The following is an 18,014-nucleotide window of genomic DNA, read 5'->3' on the forward strand; positions in this document are numbered from 1 at the left end:
GCCAGAGTTCCGGCGTGTACACCACTCTGCCCGGACAGAACCCTGTGAAGCATTGTGCGGTCACCATTGGCTGAAAACATACCGGATGATTGAGAGAATTGCCGGAGGTACACGCCGACCGCAGGTCCATTGCTCTGTGACCTTCGGCTGATTATTCTTCTAAAAAAGCGCTGTCGATGAAAACAAAACCGATCCTCTCATGAAGCGCAGATAATCAGTAAAACATTTTACTTGTTAATTCGTGTCCATATCAAATGAAACGTGCCTCCTGTTGCAGACATAAGCTGTAACAGGAGGCCTTGTCATATCAGGAGGACATTCCCAATTGAACCCTTTGATTAAAAACGGAGCAGTCCCATCCCTAAATGAAAACTTATTCGGAAATGATATTAAAGCTGAACCATGATTAACATCTTCTTTTTCAGCTTCCACAATTCCCGGCAAGCCGTTACTATTTTTAACCTCATTTCCTATATTAACACTACATATGTGTATGAGTGATTACGCCCGGGAAGAGGAGCCGCACACCGGCCCTTACGCGGGCGTCATGTGCGCCTGCCAGACAAAAAAAATCAAAAGTATCATATCAAGCGCTGGAATACAGCAATCAATTATAAGGCTGCTCTTTTCTACACAAAGACAGTCGGCCCTGAAGCTTTGCATAAAAAACAACCGCGCTGGAATGCCATCCTGTTTCACTGAAACGGCTGGTGGACAGACTTTTTTCGGCACGTTTAAAATCGGATATTATAAATGGTTTATCAGTTTTAAAGGATGGTTGTTATGATCAACAAACAAAAAGTCGTATAAGAAAATACAAGCATTAAAAAGAAGACCTGAATTGAGCTTGCATCCCTGCGTGTACTGCTTTTCTTCGTCACACTCTTTGGCACAAATCAACTGACCGCGCAGATTAAATTGCTTATAGAACATCCATTTACCGTAAATGGAGATATCAGCGACGCCAAAACCGATCTCGCTTTGATGCGTATGCGCACAGAGCGTTTGCAGCTTTATAACAAGACTGCGGATGTAGAAAGGGTACGGTATACGCCGAAAGAACTGTACATCGATTTAAAAACGCTGCTTGACGAAATTGACTGTCTGCATTTAGGCCTGACCGAGAATACGGTCCTCCTGCTGAAAAAATGAAAATTGATGCAGAATAGGTCTTCAACGGCACGGAAGCGATCGATACTGTTCAAAAATACAAAAAGAGAGGTCTTACAGCATCTTCTAAATGCTATAAGACCTCTCAGCATGGTTGCGGAGGCAGGATTTGAACCTACGACCTTCGGGTTATGAGCCCGACGAGCTACCGGACTGCTCCACTCCGCGATATCCACACTCTCTTTGAGTGCGAGACTTATTATACTACATCCAATCCGCAATTGCAAGTCTTTTTTAAAATTTTTTTAATGTTTATAAAAAAGGATAAAAAACCTATATTTTCCAGCGCTTTTACATTCCCTTTTATTCCTCCTCATATCGTCACATAAGTTGATTTGTAAAGTTGGGCGACATCCTAGCACCACAAGCAATACCAGGAAAATGCACATCACGAGACAAGGCGGTCTTACCAATCTCATACAGGAACAATAAGCAAGCATAGAAAGTGAAGAGCCCTTCCTGTAAAACTTCTCTTTTTCGTCTATGACGGTAAAAAGACTTCTGATTTGTCGAGTATATCTCAAATCCTTTATCAAATTGAAAATATTTAAGTTGCGTTATAATAATCTTCTGCCACAAGTCCATACATGCAAGCATCCACTATTCCTTTATTACTCCAATCAGACTTTCTTAGATTTCCTTCGTATATCAGCCCGCATTTTTCCATTACCTTACCTGAATTGGGGTTATTAGGGTCATGTTGTGATTCTATTCTTTCTACCTTTACATCATTAAATAAGAATGGAATAATATTAGAAAAAGCTTCGCTTGTATACCCTGTGTTCCACCATCTCCTGCCAATACAATATCCTATATGAACCTTATTTATTCTTTCATCCATATCAACAACGGATATTGTACCAATTGGCTCATTGATTTCCTTCAAAATGATTGCCCACTGATAGAATGAATCGTTTTTATAGTTTGCAATCCAATCTTTTAAAACTCTTTCTGTTATCATACTATTCTGATGCGTCGGCCATCTTAAGAATTCAGTTACTCTATCATCACTTGTCCAATTGTAAAATGCTGGCTGTATATCTTCGATTACGAACGGCCTTAATAAAAGTCGTTTTGTTTCGATACGAATTGTTCCTTTATGCTCCATAGTTTATCTTTTCGACTCCTGATTCTAGGTTTCACTCGTTATTAACAAGTTCATATAGCACTGCTCATATGACAACAAGAGAATAAAAGCAACGAATGCTTTTTTCCTTGCATATTAATTCTTTGTAGCGTTTTACATCTCCACAGAAAATCCGGGACTTATTTGGGTACCAGAGCATAGTAACTCATGGCAGCTTAAAGCGCCTTAATGTACAAAAAAGTCCATTCTGCCGGATCAACCGTAAATCGTTTAAAAACCGATAAGACGCAGCAATTTCTTATTTTGAGTTTTTCCCAAATCTTTGCACCAAAAGTACGAGGCCCGCTCCCAACACAATACATAACAGCGTACCGCCCATTCCGGCCAGAAAAACGGGCAGCTGATTGCCTTCCCGCAAAAGCACGCTCCCTGCTTGTTGCAGCGGTTCCATTCTCTGCTCTTCCGGCTGGACCGCCTGTACCTCTGACGGTGTCTCCGGATCATACGTTTCCTCTTCCGGAGAATCTCCCATCGGCCCGGTCTCATTCCATTTTTCACCTTGCCCTAAAGAACTGCTCTTTGACATGGTCTGCCCCTTTGACTTGGTACCAGCGATACTTCCCACTTGGGCTGTCATTGTCTCTTCTTCCCGATATACCGTCACAACATACTCTGCTTTCTCTTTTCCATTTTCAGAACGAACTGTCACTACAATATCTGTTTCACTTCCCGCTTTAAACAGCGTCCTGCGGTTAATGGTAACCGTTGCGCCCGGGCTTGTTCCCGCCTGGAATATAACCTCCCGCGTTTCCGAACTTACCCGCATGAAATATGTAAAGGTATCCGGCGAAAAAGCAGGTTCCAGGACACCCTCCGAGGGCTGCAACGCCGTCAAATACGGAACTTGCGCAACGCTGGAATCAACCGGTACTTCCCCGCGATTCACCGTCACCGTATAGGTCACACGGTTCTTCTTATCGGAAGAAAGCGCTGTTATTTTAATCTCCGTAGAGGTTCCCGCGCGGTTTAACTTCTCCCGATTAATACTCACCGAACCGTCCTCCCCGGCCCGCGCGCTGAAGGTGACATATTGTACGTCCGCGTCAACGTCTATGGAATATTCCAGAATATCCGATGAAAAGGATGGACGCAACACGCCGTGTGACGGCTCCAGCTTGACGAGATATGCCTCTTCCTCAGGAACCGCCGCACGATTGACCGTGACGACATACTGCGTTCGTTCTTTTTCATTTTCCGATAGTGCCGTGATTGTAATCGTGGTGGCGCTGCCTGCTTTCTGCAGTGTTTTCCGGCTAACCTTCACACTGCCATTCTCTGCGGCTTCTGCCTGAAACTCCACCGTGGAAACGGAAGACGGCACATTTAGTGCATAATCCAGCGTGTCCGGCGAGAAAGCCGGTTCCAACTTTCCGCTGGACGGCTTCAACGCATTTAAATACGCCTTGCCGGATTTTGCAGTCAAGATCGTAAAACTCAAATTTGCATCGCAGTTCCGGTTCAACTGCACACCATCCCAATTGCAGATCTGGTCCATATGTACCCGCAGGTCGGTTTCTCCGGCGGCCGCACCTTCTTTCACCTCAAACACGTAGGTGATAATCGTTCCGGACAGTTCCGGTGGACGACCCATATCTACATTGCAGACATAGGTACTGCGCACCGGGTTGCCACTGCTGTCGGTATAAAGCGTCTTGCTTTTGATCTGGTCGGACATATCGACCCGGACAAAAGAGAGACGTGTATCGTCATACTCTGCGCAAATCCGAAATCCCGCAGCGACCTCCTCCTGTTCCTGTGCATCAATGGATAAATACAGTTTATCCCCTGGCCGGTATTCCTGACTGTCCACCGCAAACTGGAAGTATTCCTCCGCTGCCAATCCTGTATGTACCGGGAAAGAGATCACTCCAAATAAAAAAACAAGGAGGAATAACAGCACCTTTCGCAGCATTGTCACTCCTCCTTTATATACAATTAGGCGGAAACTGGCGCTGGATCTGTTTCCATCGCCGCCGCACGCAAATCGCGCACGCGTTTCTTCCGCAGCACCTGCAAGCGGAACCGGTTGTATCGCTGGATCACGGCAAAAGGCATGTTACCCAAAAGGATCAAAAACGCAAACAGCAAACCTACCCCCAACGGATTGAGCAACAGCACCACCACCGCGCAAATGCAATTAGTCAAATGCATCCATTCCCCACGGCAGGTTTCCATAATAAACTCATCCAGGTATTCAATGGAAACATCCGTCAAATGGGCCTTGGAAAATCCATCTTTGCCAATGTGCTGCGGCACCTTATCCTTCCACATCTGAATTTTCAGCTTGTCGCGGTACCAGCGGCCGTTATGCTCCCAATCCCGTGCGGCATAGCGTGGTTTCGTCGCGTCAAAGGTAGCCGGCGGCAGCTTGATACATGCCAAAAATATGGCTACGTGCCAGATTCCAATAATCAATACATTCCAAAAAAACATTTGGATTCCCGATAAATCCCTCAGCATAGCTTCCCCTTCCCGCAAAAATTGCTCCGCATTTCATCTTATTCTGATAGATTATTATTCCAATCTGTGTTACGATTAAAACACCAAAATAAGATGTTTTATAGAAGTTATTATAATACAAAAAGAAGGAGTGTGCAATATGAAAGCACTTTTTATCGGGGGCACCGGAACGATAAGCTCCGCCGTATCGGAGCTCGCCGTCAAACAGGGCGTGGAACTCACCCTGTTGACACGCAGCGGAACCGGCGGAGCAGAGGGCGCAGAAATGCTGAAAGGAAATATTGAAGACGTCGACCAGATTGTTTCCCTTCTGCGCGGACGAACCTTTGACGTGGTGGCTGACTTCGTCGCCTTTACACCGGAACAGGCCGCGCGGGACATTGAGCTGTTCCAGGATAAAACAGAGCAATACATCTATATCAGCTCCGCATCCGCTTATCAAAAGCCAACCACAAACTATTTGATCACCGAAAGCACACCTCTGTACAATCCCTACTGGCAATACTCGCGCGATAAAATTGCGTGTGAGGATCTGCTGATGGCCGCCTACCGGGTATCCGGCTTCCCGGTAACGATCGTCCGGCCCAGCCACACCTACGGCGACCGCAGCGTACCGGTGGCGATCCACGGCAAAAAGGGGAGCTGGCAGGTTCTGGCCCGCCTTTTGGAGGGAAAGCCAGTGATTGTACACGGGGATGGTCTGTCCTTGTGGACGTTTACACACAACACCGACTTTGCCAAGGGCTTTACCGGTCTGATGGGCAATCCGCACGCAATTGGGCAAGCTGTGCACATCACCAGCGACGAAAGCCTCACCTGGAACGCAGCGTTCGATGCCATCGGCAAGGCGCTCGGCGTAAAGCCAAATTTGACGCACATCTCCTCCGATCTGCTGGCAGCGTTTCGTCCGGACCTGCTTGGCACACTGCTCGGCGATAAAGCCCATTCCGTCGTATTCGACAATACGAAACTAAAGCGTCTTGTTCCGGACTACTGCGCTACCACGCGGTTTGACCAGGGCGTAAAGCGCACGGTGGAATATATTCTATCCCATCCGGAATGCCAGACGCCCGACCCGGACTTTGACGCCTGGTGCGACAAAACCATCGCCGCATACTCCTCCTGTATCCTTAATTTTCACTGATTTCACAGAATACCGGAGCCGATCCTCTGGAACGGCTCCGGTATTTTTATGAAACAAGCGCTTTTTTGCGATCCTCTTTCCGCTGTTTTCTGCGACGTGCACGCTTTGCCAGCGCCTTTTCCACCTCCACTACAAACAGTGGAACCAAGGCCAAGGCTGCCACAACCAACCATTGCGTGGGCGCCAAGGAAGCGGTTTTGAAAACGCGGGACAGCGGCTCAATGATGATCACACTCAGCTGCAAAGCGATGCAGGCGATAGCCGCCAACACCAGTTTTTTATTTTTGAAGATTCCAGCCTGAAACACAGATTTAGAGGAACGCATATTAAAGGTGTGCACCACCTGGGAAAAGCTGAGAACGGCAAAGGCCATTGTCCTGCCGATGACCGGCGCCGCAGGGTCCACATCAAAGAAGATGCGTCCAATGCTGTACGCCAGAAGCGCCAGCGAGCCGATCAGGCAGCCTTCCACAATGATGTTATACCCCATTCCCCCGCCAAAAATGCTCTGTGTGGGCTTGATTGGCTTGCGCTCCATGATGTCGCGGTCGATCGGTTCCACTCCCAGCGCCAGCGCCGGCAGAGAATCTGTCACCAAATTGACCCATAACAGCTGAATGGCCAGCAGCGGCGTCGGCAGGCGCAGCAGAAAGCTGACAAACACAGTCAGGATTTCGCCGATGTTGCAGGAGAGCAGGAAATGAACCGTCTTTTTGATATTTTCAAAAATACCGCGCCCCTCGCGCACCGCCGCGACAATCGTCGCAAAATTGTCGTCCGTCAGAATCATGTCCGCGGCGGCTTTTGCGACGTCCGTGCCGGACTGCCCCATCGCGCAGCCGATGTCCGCCGTCTTTAACGCGGGCGCGTCGTTGACGCCGTCCCCTGTCATGGCAACCACTTCGCCGCGCGCCTGAAACGCCTGCACAATACGTACCTTGTGCTCCGGTGAAACGCGCGCAAACACGGAATACCGGTAGATATTTTTTGTCAGCTCCTCCTGGCTGGTGCGGTTCAGCTCCGCGCCGGTCATGACAGACTGTCCGGGCTGCAAAATCCCGAGTTGCTCCGCAATCGCAGCAGCTGTGGCCGCGTGGTCGCCAGTGATCATCACCGGGCGGATTCCGGCGCGTTTGCAAAGGGCCACCGCCTCTTTTGCCTCGGGGCGCGGCGGGTCGATCAGACCAATCAGGCCGCACAATTTCAAATTGCGTTCCAGTTCCGCTTTATCCGCCGGCAAAGCGTCTATATCCTTATAGGCGACGCCCAAAACACGCAGCGCGCGGCGCGCCATCGCATCGTTCTGCCCGGCGGCCGTCCGGCTGGTACAATGGGTCATCAACACGTCGGGCGCGCCTTTGGAAATGACACGGTACCGTCCATTTTCCATCCGGTGCACCGTTGTCATCATTTTGCGCTCCGAGCTGAAGGGAATTTCCATCACCCGCGGATACAAAGCATCCAGTTCCTTTTTAGAGGTGGGACAGGCGCGTACCAAAGCGGCTTCTGTTGGATCCCCGCAAACGACGCCTCCGGAAAAAGAACAGTTGCTGCAAAGCGCCGCCAGCTTGAGCAGATTTCTTCCCTCACTGGAATCTATCGCCAGTTTGCCGGATGCGGTTGCCAGCTCTACTACAGTCATTTTATTCTGTGTGAGCGTTCCGGTCTTATCCGAGCAAATCACGCTCGCGCTGCCCAGCGTTTCCACCGCAGGCATGCGGCGCACAATTCCGCGCTTCGCCGCCATACGGCGCACGCCGATCGCCAATACAATAGTCACTACCGCCGGAAGCCCCTCCGGAATGGCGGCAACGGCAAGGCTGATGGAGATCAAAAACATTTCCAGCGGCTGCACATGCTGGAACAGGCCCATAATAAAAATGACCGCACAGACAAGCAGCGCCCCAATGCCGAGCCACCGCCCGGTCTGCTCCAGTTTGCGCTGCAGCGGCGTCTGCGGCGCCTCCTGAGAATTGATCATATGCGCGATCCGGCCGACCTCCGTCTGCATAGCGGTCGCTGTCACAATGCCGCTTCCGTGTCCGGAGGTGACGGAACTGGTCGCAAACGCCATGTTCTTCCGGTCGCCCAGCGGCGTCCCCGCCGGATGCGTCTTTTCCGCCTGTTTGGAAACCGGGAGGCTCTCCCCGGTCAGCGCGCTTTCCTCCGCTTTCAGTTCATAGGCTTCCAGCAGGCGCAGATCCGCCGGCACCAGGTCGCCTGCTTTCAGCAGAACCACGTCGCCCGGGACAAGCGCCGCCGCGTCGATGACAGATTCTTTTCCATCACGTACGACCCGCGCGTGCGGACTGCTCATTTTCTTCAGCGCCTCAATGGCTTTTTCCGCGCGGCTCTCCTGCACCAATCCTGTGATCGCGTTGATCACCACAATAGCCAGGATAATAATCGCATCGATGTAATCGTTGTCTTTTTGCAGGTAAGATGTGACAAAAGAAATACCCGCTGCGATCAGCAGGACAATGACCATAAAATCTGAAAACTGCGCCAGAAAGCGCAGCAGCAGACTTTTCTTTTTTGGCGGGTCCAATTCATTTTTACCGTACTGTTTCAACCGTTCCCGTGCTGTTTGCGTTGAAAGCCCTGCCCGTGCGTCTGTGCCGAGACGTTTTTCACATTCCGCTTTTGTCAGGCTTTGCCATTCCAAATCTCCGTTCCCTCCTGTCCCTTTTCCGCCCGGTGACAGGCGGATACAAGGCATGTTTCTGCCTTTTATCAATTTATATGAGCCGTCTCTTCCTGCTAGAAGCCGGAAGTATATGTTTTCAGGGAATGCTATTGACGCAGCGGAAAAACAACGTTATGCTTTTATATATACTTTTTTAAGAAAAGGAGGCGATGTATTGGATGCATCCATCATGCAGTTCATACAACAACATTTCCATAACCCCGTAACGGATTTTCTGTTCCCCATAATCACCATGCTGGGGGAAGCCGGCCTGGTTTGGCTGTGCACCGCTCTAATCCTGCTGCTTATAAAAAAACACCGCAACGGCGGCGTCTTATTGGTGGCAGCACTGGCAATCACGTACCTGCTGGGAGAAGTGATTCTCAAGAACGTCATTTGCAGACCGCGGCCTTTTATGGACGACCCTTCTGTTGTTCTGCTGATTCCTCCCCCCAGCGGATTTTCTTTTCCCTCCGGCCATGCCGCTTCGTCCTTTGCCGCCGCAACCATGCTATTGCTGTTATACCGCAAAAAAGCCATCCCCGCGCTTGTGATGGCTATCCTGATCGCCTTCAGCCGGATTTTCCTTTTTGTCCACTATCCCAGCGATGTACTGGCCGGAGCGGTGCTCGGGACGCTCTGTTCGCTCTGCTTATATGCACTCTATTATTCATGGAAGCGAAACCACGTACAAGATATGGTATGCTAGAGTATAAATCATGATATTCCGGTCATTTTTGTTATATTTTGCACAAACGGCGGTCATTTTATATGAAAATCTGTTTTTCTGTTTCAAAATTCTTACTATTTCTCTAAAATTCGACACAATATGTATTTGTATGACAACGGCCCTTTGGAACATCTAGCGCAAACAATTGTTTTGTGGAAAAATCTTTTTTCTTTCTCTTGCTTTATTTTCAGTTATACATTATCATAATAGATGTCACGCGTGAATAATTTTCACAATAGAGAAAAGGAGGACGCAGGAATTGACAAGACATATTGGGGATGTGTATTTGCCAAACACGAACTTGCGGTATTATCTGCTTGGAAATCCAAAAAGAGGATACTGTGCAAAGATTGTGGCGTACAGAACAGAAAAAGCTTGCGGCATTGTATCCAAAGACTACCGGACAGCGGAAGCGTTTGTCCGCAAACTGCACCGCAATATCGTTTTTCCTGGTAATTTAGCGGAGCATCTGGTAGACTTTAAATTCAGTAATCATTCCTATTGACAAACGCTCATTGATTGACTATACTTTAGAAGGTTAATCTGCTAGATTTAACCAATTCTCTGGCGTTTTTTCATCGGCGCGCGCATAAACCCGGGACATTTGGCGAACGATAAAAAACAGCCGGAATTCCATCAAAATGGATTTTACTAAAAAGGAGTCTTTCAGTATGAAAAAGTACGTTTGCACCGCATGCGGTTACGTGTATGACCCTGAAGTGGGCGATCCGGACAGCGGCATCCAGCCCGGCACTGCTTTTGAGGATATCCCTGACGATTGGGTATGTCCTCTCTGCGGCCTGGGAAAAGATGTGTTTGAGCCGCAGGACTAAAAACAAACAAGTTTGTATAAAAAAGACGTCCGGTGGAATGGATCCACCGGACGTCTTTTTTATTTGCTGCAACAGGAACTGCCTGTTTGCCAGTCTTTACTAAACGTTTGTTATTTCACCTTCAAACAGATTGTTGAGCCTGGGCGCGTCCACCTGAGTGGAAACCAGCAACGTTCCGTCGCTGCCCTCGCGCAGGTATACCCGGTTTTTCTGAAGCCAGACCTTTACGCTCCGGGCCTCTCCATTCTGTGTCAGATTGATCTCATAATCCGCATTCTCCGGAAGAAACGTGCTTTCCTGTGCGGGTTTTACCGAACGCAGCATTTCATCCAGAACATCCAACGGGCCATCGGCGGTCAGCGTCACCAGAGGGGCCGCTGCGCCGCCTCGATATACCACCGCGGAGGGTTCCTGTCTTCCACATCCGCAGAGTGCCGCAAAGCAGAGCAGCGTCATCAATCCCATCGCCATCCATTTTTTCATCGTTCGCCGTCCCCGCCGCGTTTTGCCCGGGGCGTTCCTCCCTTCGAGTGGATTATTTAAATCGCCTTCTATCAGTAATACACATGATACCTGCGATTTCTTTCAAACCAGCAGACAAATTTCTTACAAATTTCTAACGGATTTTTGTTTACTTAATCCAGCCTTGCTCTTTTATAAATGCCCATGTCCGGCTGTCTTCCATGCCAGACATTCGATATTGCCCGAGATCCAGAGAAATTTTTCCCGGATATGTGCCAATTAACTCTTTTAACTTGCTGCCTTCCTCTGGAGTAAACAGTCTCGTGTCCTTTTCTCCAAGCACGAAACTGAGCGATACATTATCCCCGCGGGAAACTTCCTCCGCCTCCGTGCTTTCCGCTGTTTCCGCATACCGGCCGGGCGCCTGCGTCACATCGAGATCCAATACATCCTGGCGCATGGCTTCCAGCAGCTTCTCACTCTCCTCCGGGGCCAGCTTATAGGATACGGAAGTCGTATCCTTTTCCGGGCTGTAATCGTCAATCTGCACACCGGTGACAATCTCCGGCGTCAGGTAAAACAACACATTCCCGCTCTCTTTGTATTCCCTGGAATTGCAGATTTCAGCGCTGAGGTCAGTCAGCTCTTTCGGAAGGCTGACGGAACGAGAATCCCGGTAAACATCCAAGTAGGTTCTGGAAAGCGTTTCGCCGTTTTTTAAATGATACGTAATGGTGCAAAGCGTTCCGTTCTGCCGTTCCATGCGATACGGAAAACCAATTGACTTCTTGAAATCGATCAGGCCCTTATGGTACTGAAGAACTTTTTCAATATTCTCCGGCTGTGCAACATAAGATTCCACTTTTACAAGCGTATCATATTTTTCATCCGTAACATAAAACTGCCGGTCTGCGAAGTCGTTGTAATAAGAGTAATCCCAATAGGCTACACTTGCAACCTGGTCCGCACTGGGGACACGATCCGCATACCCAAAGCCGCCCGTGCAGACGACGCCGTAAAATGCTGCAAACACTACAAGAAATACGCCATAGCCGCCCAGGCTGCGCACCATCCGGGAAAAACCGCGGGAATAAATTGCTTCTACAATGACATGCGCCACCAAAGAACCGATCAGCAGGCCCAGGATAAAATTGAGCGTCGTGGAATTGTACCAGTAGAAGATGAGCCCCAGTCCCAGGCCGCCAACCGCAGTAAGCAGAAACCGGATGATCTGCTTGGGAATCGCGAAGGCAAAGGTGTTTTCTGCAGACTCACTCTTGCGCCTTCTGTATAGATAGACGCACAACAACGCTAAAAAGACCGAGAAAACGATCCACCAAATTAAAAAAGTGATTTTTCCCGCATCAAACGCCTGATCAACAGACATAACCGCTGCAAAAATGGCTGTAAACGGAGAGATGAGCGTTGCCAAAAGGGGCGGAACCTGATCCGTGTTGAAGCCCGGCAACAGGCAGGACATAACAAACAGAACAGCCAGAATCAAAAGCGGATAGGCGATATTGACGCCGATGACGGATAAAACCATGTCGAGCGTTGTTCCGCTGCACACCGCCATCAGCACACAGAACAATAGCGCCGCAGTCAGCATCAGAAACAACCACAGAAGCACGCTGTATAAATAGCCGATATGCTTCCCGCTGTTTTCGATCCCATACGCCAGGCCGATCACTGCCACCACACTGAAGTTTAGCAGCATCGGCGCAAAAAGCGTTGTCAGTCCCGCCAGGAAACGCCCCAGCAGCATGGCGGAACGGCCCACCGGCAGCGCATGGAACAAATCCACACTGCGTTTGTTGTGCATGTACTGAAACAACGAAACCGCCGTCAGCAGCACAAACAGCAGGCAAAGCGGCGTCACCAAAAAGGTAGTGGAATAGTAGGAGACACGGCTGAAAACATTCGCATATTGTTCCCCCGCAGGAATCCAGCTGATCATCTCCGTATTGGCAAGCGAAAACCAGACGATGAGCGGAAACGCCAAAAATTGCAGGGTTGCCAGTAACGCCATCATGCCCAGGTTTTTCTTCGTGGCCCATAGGTAGGTATTTCCCAGTTCCGGCAGAAACTTATTTAAGGATATTTTCGATGTCATATCCCGCCACCTCCATTTCACTGATAAATACTTCCTCCAGGGTCAGCGGCAGCACCTCCGCGAACACCGGATGAAGCGCATTGATACGTTCCAGAATCTCTTCCTGTTTTCCACGGACCACGAGGCTGATGAGCGAACCGCGCAGATCCGTCTTTACAATATCCAGTTCTTCAAAGACACTGTATTCCGGCATCGGTTTAAAGACCGCCTGTACCTTGTTAATTCCCAGCTTCAGTTCATCCAGGTCGCGCTCAAACAGCACGCCGCCCTTGTGAAACAGCCCCACATGGTCGCATACATCCTCCAGCTCCCGCAGGTTATGGGATGCAATCACTACCGTCATACCGCGGTCGGCCACTTCGCTGCCAATGATCCGCTTGAGCAGCTGCCGCATCACCGGATCAAGCCCATCAAAAATTTCGTCCAGCAAAAGCAGGTCGGGCTGCGTCGCCATTGCACAAATCAACGCCGCCTGGCGCTGCATGCCCTTTGACATGTTGCCGATATTGCTTTTCCGATCAATTGGGAACATCCCGCAGAGCGCTTCATACCGTCCGTCGCTCCAGTTTGGGTACAGTTTCTTATAAAACCCGGCCATATCGGTCAGCGTCGCCTGCGGCAAAAAATAGGGATAGTCCGGAATAAAAAAGATCCTGGATTTTACCGCGGTCCTTTCAAACGGCGCTTCCCCGTCCAGCAGAACCTCGCCGCCGTCCGGCTTGTAAATTCCCGCCAATGTGCGCAGAAATGTAGATTTGCCCGCGCCGTTGCTGCCTACCAAGCCGAACACGGACCCTGACTGAACCTGAAAAGAAATGTGGTCCAGCGCCATTATGCGATCAAACTTCTTCGTCAATTCTCTTGCTTCTATCATCGTAAATCCCTCCTTTTATCTCAGGGGTGTTTCATTCGCTTCAGTGAACGCCCGTCCTTCATAGACATTCTCCACGTGGCGCACCGCTTCTTCTCTCGGCATGCCACAGTCCAGCGCGCTCTTTGCCGCATCCCGCAGCTTTTGCGCCGCTATTTCTTTTTGCTGAGATAAAGCGTTGATATTTTCTGAAATAAACGACCCTTTACCGGGCACTGAATAAATAATGCCATCGCGCTCCAGCAGCTGATAAGCCTTTTGCACGGTGTTGGGGTTCACACCCAACTCCTGCGCCAGCGCACGGACTGAAGGCAGCTGTTCGTTTTCCTCCGCAGCGCCAAGCGCCGCCATACGCGTAATATTTTTATACAGCTGTTCATAAATTGGCAGTCGGCTCTTGTAATCCAGTGAAAACAGCAATTTTCTCACCGTCCTTTCTGTATTATTCGTATTAGTACAGTGATACTATAGCACACGTTACTGTGTCTGTCAATGCACTTTCTGCCAAATTTGCCTGTCAACCGGTTAAGCTGGGGATTTTCGATTACAATAAAAAATAGTTGTGTCTTTCCGGTTTCTGAGTGCGTTCCGGTTAACCTGGCAGGAAGGGATTTCTTGTTACGTTCAGAGGTAGAAAATCTGGAGATTTTCTTAATGTAATAAAAAAACAGGCCGTAAAATTCCGGCCTGTTTTAAAACCTGGACCATCAGCAGCAAGCTGGTAAAATAAATCAACAGCACAAAACTGTTCGCCACCAGGGCAAAGTAAAGCGCCGCCAGCATGGTCAGAGGATGGACATGCGTTGTGGCAGAAACGAGCTTTGGCTCCAGTATCTGGCGGATCGCTGTGATTAACAGCCAGCAAACCAGCAACGAAAGCGCACGCAGCGGGTTTCCATTCGCCAAATAAGCCAGTGTCACGGGCAGATACACCGCACCCGGCCCAAGCACCGGCAGGATATCCGCGAACCCGGCAATCATGCTCAGCACCAACGGATACGGCACCCCCACCGACGCAAAAACCACCAGCGTCTCCAGAAACGTAATGAAATACAGCAGCAGATACGATGCAAAGTAACGTCCGCCCATCGACACGCCATGCCGGGAAGCATCGCGCAAATGCGTTACCATGCGCGGTGAAAAAGCCTGCATTGCCGCCGCCTTGATTTTCACCATATCTTTGGAAAAGAAATATGTGGAAACCACCATTACCAGAAACATCGCCAGCACTGCGGGCAGAGACGTCAAAAACCCCAGCACCGCCGTCAGCACACCTGTAAGGATCGACGCGCCCGTCTGCGCAAAATTGAGGATCTGCTTCTGGTTCTCCTGAATAAAGCTTTGGTCAATACGGCTGGCAAACTCGCCCGCCTGCGCAATGAGCCGGTTGAACGGTTCCGTCAAACGGCCAATATCCATTTCAGCGATGGCGCGGATCAGATTGCTGATCTCACTGACCAGCCAGAGTCCCAACAGGAACACCAGGCCAAACAGCAAAAGATAAATGGCAAAGGTCGCCGCGGCCGCGGCCGGTCCGGAGGTCACATGCAGGCGCTGCCGCAAAAACCGGACGCCCGGCTGTAAAAGCAGCGCCAGCAGAAACCCCGCCACAAACGGGAAGGTAAAACGCAGTGTACAGGCGAACAATACAAAGCCCGCCGTGTAGCACACAACAAACAGAACGTACGGTTTTAAGCGCGCCCAAAGCTCCCGGTTCAGCAAAGCGTCCCCCTCCTTTCCCCTGCACATGTATATATATGGGACAAAGAAGAGATTCATTCTGCCGGAAGTTTCGCCAAAAGGGCATAAAAAGAGAGCGTCCCGCCAAACGGAACGCCCTCTGGCATTCAGAACTTATTGTTCTTTTCCAAGCAGCCAATCCACGGAGACATTCAAAATATTGGACAATGCCAATAACTCAAAGTCCGTCACATAACGGATCTGGCCTTCCAGCTTGGACAATCCGGAAGCGTTCATGTCGACCCCATTAACCTGAAGCTGAGCCAAAAGCTCTTTCTGCTTCATACCCTGGCTTTTGCGGGCCATCTCTACACGCGCTCCAACAAGATTGCGGGTTCCAAGTGCCTGTTTGCGTAATCTCATCTTAATTCACTCCCTACGTTCATTAAATTTACCCATAACAACCCCTAAAACGATGAGAATTCTGGATAAAACCTTTCAATCCACAGGTATATCCAGTCAAATTCACTCGATATTTCTATTATAGTATCTATTTGTTGAAAATGCAATAAAAATATCCGACATTTTTTTATCTTCTTTGACACGGTTTTTCCCGTCAATTTTTACAAGAGAATTCATTTGTTATTTTCTTCTAACCTTGTTATAATATGCAAAACAGGGTATATGCTCTTGCATATCGGCCTTTATCGCTCGCCGTGCCTGATCGCACAGCAGCTATTCTATCATTGGAGATGTTTAAAATGACCACTCAGGAAATGTCCGCGCGCAACCTTACCATGCTCACTGATTTTTACGAAATCACCATGTCCAACGGATATTACGCCAACGGCTATCGGGACACCATCGTCTATTTCGACATGTTTTTCCGCCGGGTTCCGGACGACGGCGGCTTCGCCATCATGGCCGGTGTGCAGCAATTTGTGGATTACATTAAAAATCTGCATTTCACCGATGACGATATTGCATATCTCCGGTCCAAGGGCATTTTCCGGGAGGACTTTTTGGACGATTTGAAAAACTTCCGGTTTACCTGCGACATTTGGGCCGTTCCGGAGGGAACGCCCATTTTCCCGGGCGAACCGATCGTCACCGTGCGCGGCCCCGTGATCCAGGCGCAGCTGATTGAAACCATGCTGCTGCTGACCATCAACCACCAAAGCCTGATTGCCACCAAGGCAAACCGGATTGTCCGCGCCGCCCAGGGACGGGCGGTCATGGAGTTCGGGTCCCGCCGCGCGCAGGGAGCCGATGGCGCCATTTACGGCGCGCGCGCCGCATATATCGGCGGCTGCTGCGGCACCGCATGCACCATCAGCGACCCACAGTTCGGCGTGCCGGCCCTGGGGACCATGGCGCACAGCTGGGTACAGCTGTTTGACAGCGAGCTGGACGCGTTCCGCGCCTACGCCCGCGAATATCCGCAGAGCTGCACGCTGCTGGTTGACACCTATAACGTCTTAAAATCCGGCGTTCCCAACGCAATCAAGGTCTTTAACGAAGAGCTGCTTCCGCGCGGATTCCGTCCCGCCGGCATTCGCATCGACAGCGGCGACATCACCTATCTGTCCCGCAAGGCCCGCAAAATGCTGGACGAGGCCGGTTTCCCAGACTGCAAAATCTGCGCCTCAAATTCTCTTGATGAGTATATTATACGCGATATGCTGATTCAAGGTGCGAAAGTTGACAGCTTTGGCGTGGGCGAACGGCTAATCACCTCCGGCTCCGAGCCTGTATTCGGCGGCGTTTACAAACTGGCCGGCGTGGAAAACAAAGACGGCGTCATAACGCCGAAAATCAAAATCAGTGAAAATGTCAGTAAGATCACCACGCCGTGCTTTAAGGGCCTGTGGCGTCTCTTCGACCGCGAGACCGGCAAAGCCATCGCCGACGTCATCACCCTTCACGAAGAAAAAATCGACGACACTCAGCCGTATGAAATTTTTGATCCGGAGCACATCTGGAAACGCAAGCTGGTGACCAATTTCCGCGCGGTGAAGCTGCGCAAGAAGCTGTTTGAAGGCGGCCGTTACATCGGCGAGGAGCGCAGCCTGGAGGAAATCAAAGCGTACTGCGCCGAACAGGTGGACAGCCTCTGGGATGAAGTCACGCGTTTTGAACATCCGCACCAGTACTACGTGGACCTCTCCCAGCCTCTGTGGGACATCAAAAATAATCTGCTGGAGGAGCACACCGCCCTGCACAAGAGCTGAGCGCGGCGTTGACATCTCTTTTAAAATACGGTAAAATAATAACCTGCGAGCAGGCCGAACAGTCGCGGGCGCAACTCGAAAGGGTACGCCTGAGGAAAGTCCGAGCTCCACAGGGCAAGAATAACGGCTAACGGCCGCCGGGGGCGACCCTAGGGAAAGTGCAACAGAGATATACCGCCGTTTTACGGTAAGGATGGAAAGGCGAGGTAAGAGCTCACCAGCGCACAGGAGACTGTGCGGCTCTGCAAACCCTATTCGGAGCAACACCGCAGAGGGACATGATGCGTCGGCCCGGCGCGTCCCGAGAAGGTGGCACTGAGCCGGAGCGGCAACGCACGGCCAAGATAGATGACTGTTCACGACAGAACTCGGCTTACAGGCCTGGTCGCATCCTTATAACAGAAAAATGTCCCCATACCTTTAATTTCAGAAGGTATGGGGATATTTTTATACGCATATAAAGGATGGGGCCTGCCGTGTTGCCGGC

16 protein-coding genes, 1 tRNA gene and 1 other RNA gene are annotated in these 18,014 nt (G+C 50.1%); 7 read left to right on the plus strand and 11 right to left on the minus strand.

Annotated features, from left to right (window positions below; all coding sequences use genetic code 11):
- Positions 1-918: 918 nt before the first annotated feature.
- Positions 919-1,152 (plus strand): hypothetical protein, encoded by a 234-nt coding sequence (locus tag I4V53_RS13540; RefSeq protein WP_195986229.1) that lies wholly within the window; start codon positions 919-921, stop codon positions 1,150-1,152.
- A gap of 109 nt (positions 1,153-1,261) precedes the next feature.
- Here the strand turns inward: I4V53_RS13540 and I4V53_RS13545 are convergent.
- The 4 genes from I4V53_RS13545 to I4V53_RS13560 form a co-directional block, all read right to left on the minus strand.
- Positions 1,262-1,338, minus strand: a tRNA-Met gene (locus tag I4V53_RS13545).
- 379 nt (positions 1,339-1,717) lie between these two features.
- Positions 1,718-2,278 (minus strand): GNAT family N-acetyltransferase, encoded by a 561-nt coding sequence (locus I4V53_RS13550; RefSeq protein ID WP_195986230.1) that lies wholly within the window; start codon positions 2,276-2,278, stop codon positions 1,718-1,720.
- A gap of 277 nt (positions 2,279-2,555) precedes the next feature.
- Positions 2,556-4,229 carry a cadherin-like beta sandwich domain-containing protein gene (locus I4V53_RS13555; RefSeq protein ID WP_195986231.1) on the minus strand — a complete coding sequence of 558 codons (1,674 nt, stop codon included), beginning with the start codon at positions 4,227-4,229 and terminating at the stop codon, positions 2,556-2,558.
- 23 nt (positions 4,230-4,252) lie between these two features.
- Positions 4,253-4,699: a glycosyl-4,4'-diaponeurosporenoate acyltransferase CrtO family protein gene (locus I4V53_RS13560; protein WP_286167167.1), complete on the minus strand. Its 447-nt coding sequence runs from the start codon at positions 4,697-4,699 to the stop codon at positions 4,253-4,255.
- A 217-nt stretch (positions 4,700-4,916) separates the two neighbouring features.
- On the opposite strand from I4V53_RS13560, the gene I4V53_RS13565 reads away from it, so the two are divergent.
- Complete coding sequence (locus tag I4V53_RS13565) at positions 4,917-5,921, plus strand: SDR family oxidoreductase (RefSeq protein ID WP_195986233.1); 1,005 nt, start codon at positions 4,917-4,919, stop codon at positions 5,919-5,921.
- Between the two features lie 46 nt (positions 5,922-5,967).
- Here the strand turns inward: I4V53_RS13565 and I4V53_RS13570 are convergent, their stop codons facing one another.
- Complete coding sequence (locus I4V53_RS13570; RefSeq protein ID WP_286167168.1) at positions 5,968-8,586, minus strand: calcium-translocating P-type ATPase, PMCA-type; 2,619 nt, start codon at positions 8,584-8,586, stop codon at positions 5,968-5,970.
- A gap of 52 nt (positions 8,587-8,638) precedes the next feature.
- On the opposite strand from I4V53_RS13570, the gene I4V53_RS13575 reads away from it, so the two are divergent.
- The 3 genes from I4V53_RS13575 to rd all read left to right on the plus strand — a co-directional run bounded on the left by I4V53_RS13575 (position 8,639) and on the right by rd (position 10,170).
- Positions 8,639-9,316, plus strand: a complete 678-nt coding sequence (locus tag I4V53_RS13575) for a phosphatase PAP2 family protein (RefSeq protein ID WP_195986235.1) — start codon at positions 8,639-8,641, stop codon at positions 9,314-9,316.
- Positions 9,317-9,596: 280 nt separating this feature from the next.
- Positions 9,597-9,842 carry a hypothetical protein gene (locus I4V53_RS13580; RefSeq protein ID WP_195986236.1) on the plus strand — a complete coding sequence of 82 codons (246 nt, stop codon included), beginning with the start codon at positions 9,597-9,599 and terminating at the stop codon, positions 9,840-9,842.
- A 166-nt stretch (positions 9,843-10,008) separates the two neighbouring features.
- Entirely contained in the window at positions 10,009-10,170 is a 162-nt protein-coding gene (gene rd / locus I4V53_RS13585; protein WP_050698706.1) for a rubredoxin, read from the plus strand.
- 99 nt (positions 10,171-10,269) lie between these two features.
- On the opposite strand, the gene I4V53_RS13590 is transcribed toward rd, so the two are convergent.
- From I4V53_RS13590 to I4V53_RS13615, 6 genes are all read right to left on the minus strand, one after another.
- Entirely contained in the window at positions 10,270-10,653 is a 384-nt protein-coding gene (locus I4V53_RS13590; RefSeq protein WP_195986237.1) for a DUF1190 domain-containing protein, read from the minus strand.
- Positions 10,654-10,801: 148 nt separating this feature from the next.
- The gene (locus I4V53_RS13595; RefSeq protein ID WP_195986238.1) at positions 10,802-12,745 is read right to left on the minus strand and encodes an ABC transporter permease; all 1,944 of its coding nucleotides are present in this window, start codon (positions 12,743-12,745) and stop codon (positions 10,802-10,804) included.
- The gene (locus I4V53_RS13600) at positions 12,720-13,619 is read right to left on the minus strand and encodes an ABC transporter ATP-binding protein (RefSeq protein WP_195986239.1); all 900 of its coding nucleotides are present in this window, start codon (positions 13,617-13,619) and stop codon (positions 12,720-12,722) included. Before I4V53_RS13600 ends, I4V53_RS13595 begins: the two co-directional genes overlap by 26 nt.
- 15 nt (positions 13,620-13,634) lie before the next feature.
- Positions 13,635-14,036 (minus strand): GntR family transcriptional regulator, encoded by a 402-nt coding sequence (locus I4V53_RS13605; RefSeq protein WP_286167169.1) that lies wholly within the window; start codon positions 14,034-14,036, stop codon positions 13,635-13,637.
- 231 nt (positions 14,037-14,267) lie between these two features.
- Complete coding sequence (locus tag I4V53_RS13610) at positions 14,268-15,338, minus strand: AI-2E family transporter (RefSeq protein ID WP_195986240.1); 1,071 nt, start codon at positions 15,336-15,338, stop codon at positions 14,268-14,270.
- 132 nt (positions 15,339-15,470) lie between these two features.
- Complete coding sequence (locus I4V53_RS13615) at positions 15,471-15,719, minus strand: helix-turn-helix domain-containing protein (RefSeq protein ID WP_050698711.1); 249 nt, start codon at positions 15,717-15,719, stop codon at positions 15,471-15,473.
- Between the two features lie 353 nt (positions 15,720-16,072).
- On the opposite strand from I4V53_RS13615, the gene I4V53_RS13620 reads away from it, so the two are divergent.
- Together I4V53_RS13620 and rnpB are read left to right on the plus strand one after the other, a co-directional pair.
- Complete coding sequence (locus tag I4V53_RS13620; protein ID WP_195986242.1) at positions 16,073-17,527, plus strand: nicotinate phosphoribosyltransferase; 1,455 nt, start codon at positions 16,073-16,075, stop codon at positions 17,525-17,527.
- Between the two features lie 46 nt (positions 17,528-17,573).
- Positions 17,574-17,919, plus strand: an RNA gene (gene rnpB / locus I4V53_RS13625) — RNase P RNA component class A.
- Positions 17,920-18,014: the final 95 nt, after the last annotated feature.

This window comes from Clostridium sp. D33t1_170424_F3 (genome assembly GCF_015667585.1).
Classification (GTDB): domain Bacteria; phylum Bacillota; class Clostridia; order Oscillospirales; family Acutalibacteraceae; genus Anaeromassilibacillus.

Excerpts from the sequence above, each read along its gene's own strand:
- I4V53_RS13615 (WP_050698711.1), bottom strand. The coding sequence starts at position 15,719 with ATGAGATTACGCAAACAGGCACTTGGAACCCGCAATCTTGTTGGAGCG.
- I4V53_RS13565 (WP_195986233.1), top strand. The coding sequence starts at position 4,917 with ATGAAAGCACTTTTTATCGGGGGCACCGGAACGATAAGCTCCGCCGTA.
- I4V53_RS13575 (WP_195986235.1), top strand. The coding sequence starts at position 8,639 with ATGTTTCTGCCTTTTATCAATTTATATGAGCCGTCTCTTCCTGCTAGA.
- I4V53_RS13600 (WP_195986239.1), bottom strand. The coding sequence starts at position 13,619 with ATGATAGAAGCAAGAGAATTGACGAAGAAGTTTGATCGCATAATGGCG.
- I4V53_RS13595 (WP_195986238.1), bottom strand. The coding sequence starts at position 12,745 with ATGACATCGAAAATATCCTTAAATAAGTTTCTGCCGGAACTGGGAAAT.
- I4V53_RS13550 (WP_195986230.1), bottom strand. The coding sequence starts at position 2,278 with ATGGAGCATAAAGGAACAATTCGTATCGAAACAAAACGACTTTTATTA.
- rd (WP_050698706.1), top strand. The coding sequence starts at position 10,009 with ATGAAAAAGTACGTTTGCACCGCATGCGGTTACGTGTATGACCCTGAA.
- I4V53_RS13620 (WP_195986242.1), top strand. The coding sequence starts at position 16,073 with ATGTCCGCGCGCAACCTTACCATGCTCACTGATTTTTACGAAATCACC.
- I4V53_RS13590 (WP_195986237.1), bottom strand. The coding sequence starts at position 10,653 with ATGAAAAAATGGATGGCGATGGGATTGATGACGCTGCTCTGCTTTGCG.
- I4V53_RS13555 (WP_195986231.1), bottom strand. The coding sequence starts at position 4,229 with ATGCTGCGAAAGGTGCTGTTATTCCTCCTTGTTTTTTTATTTGGAGTG.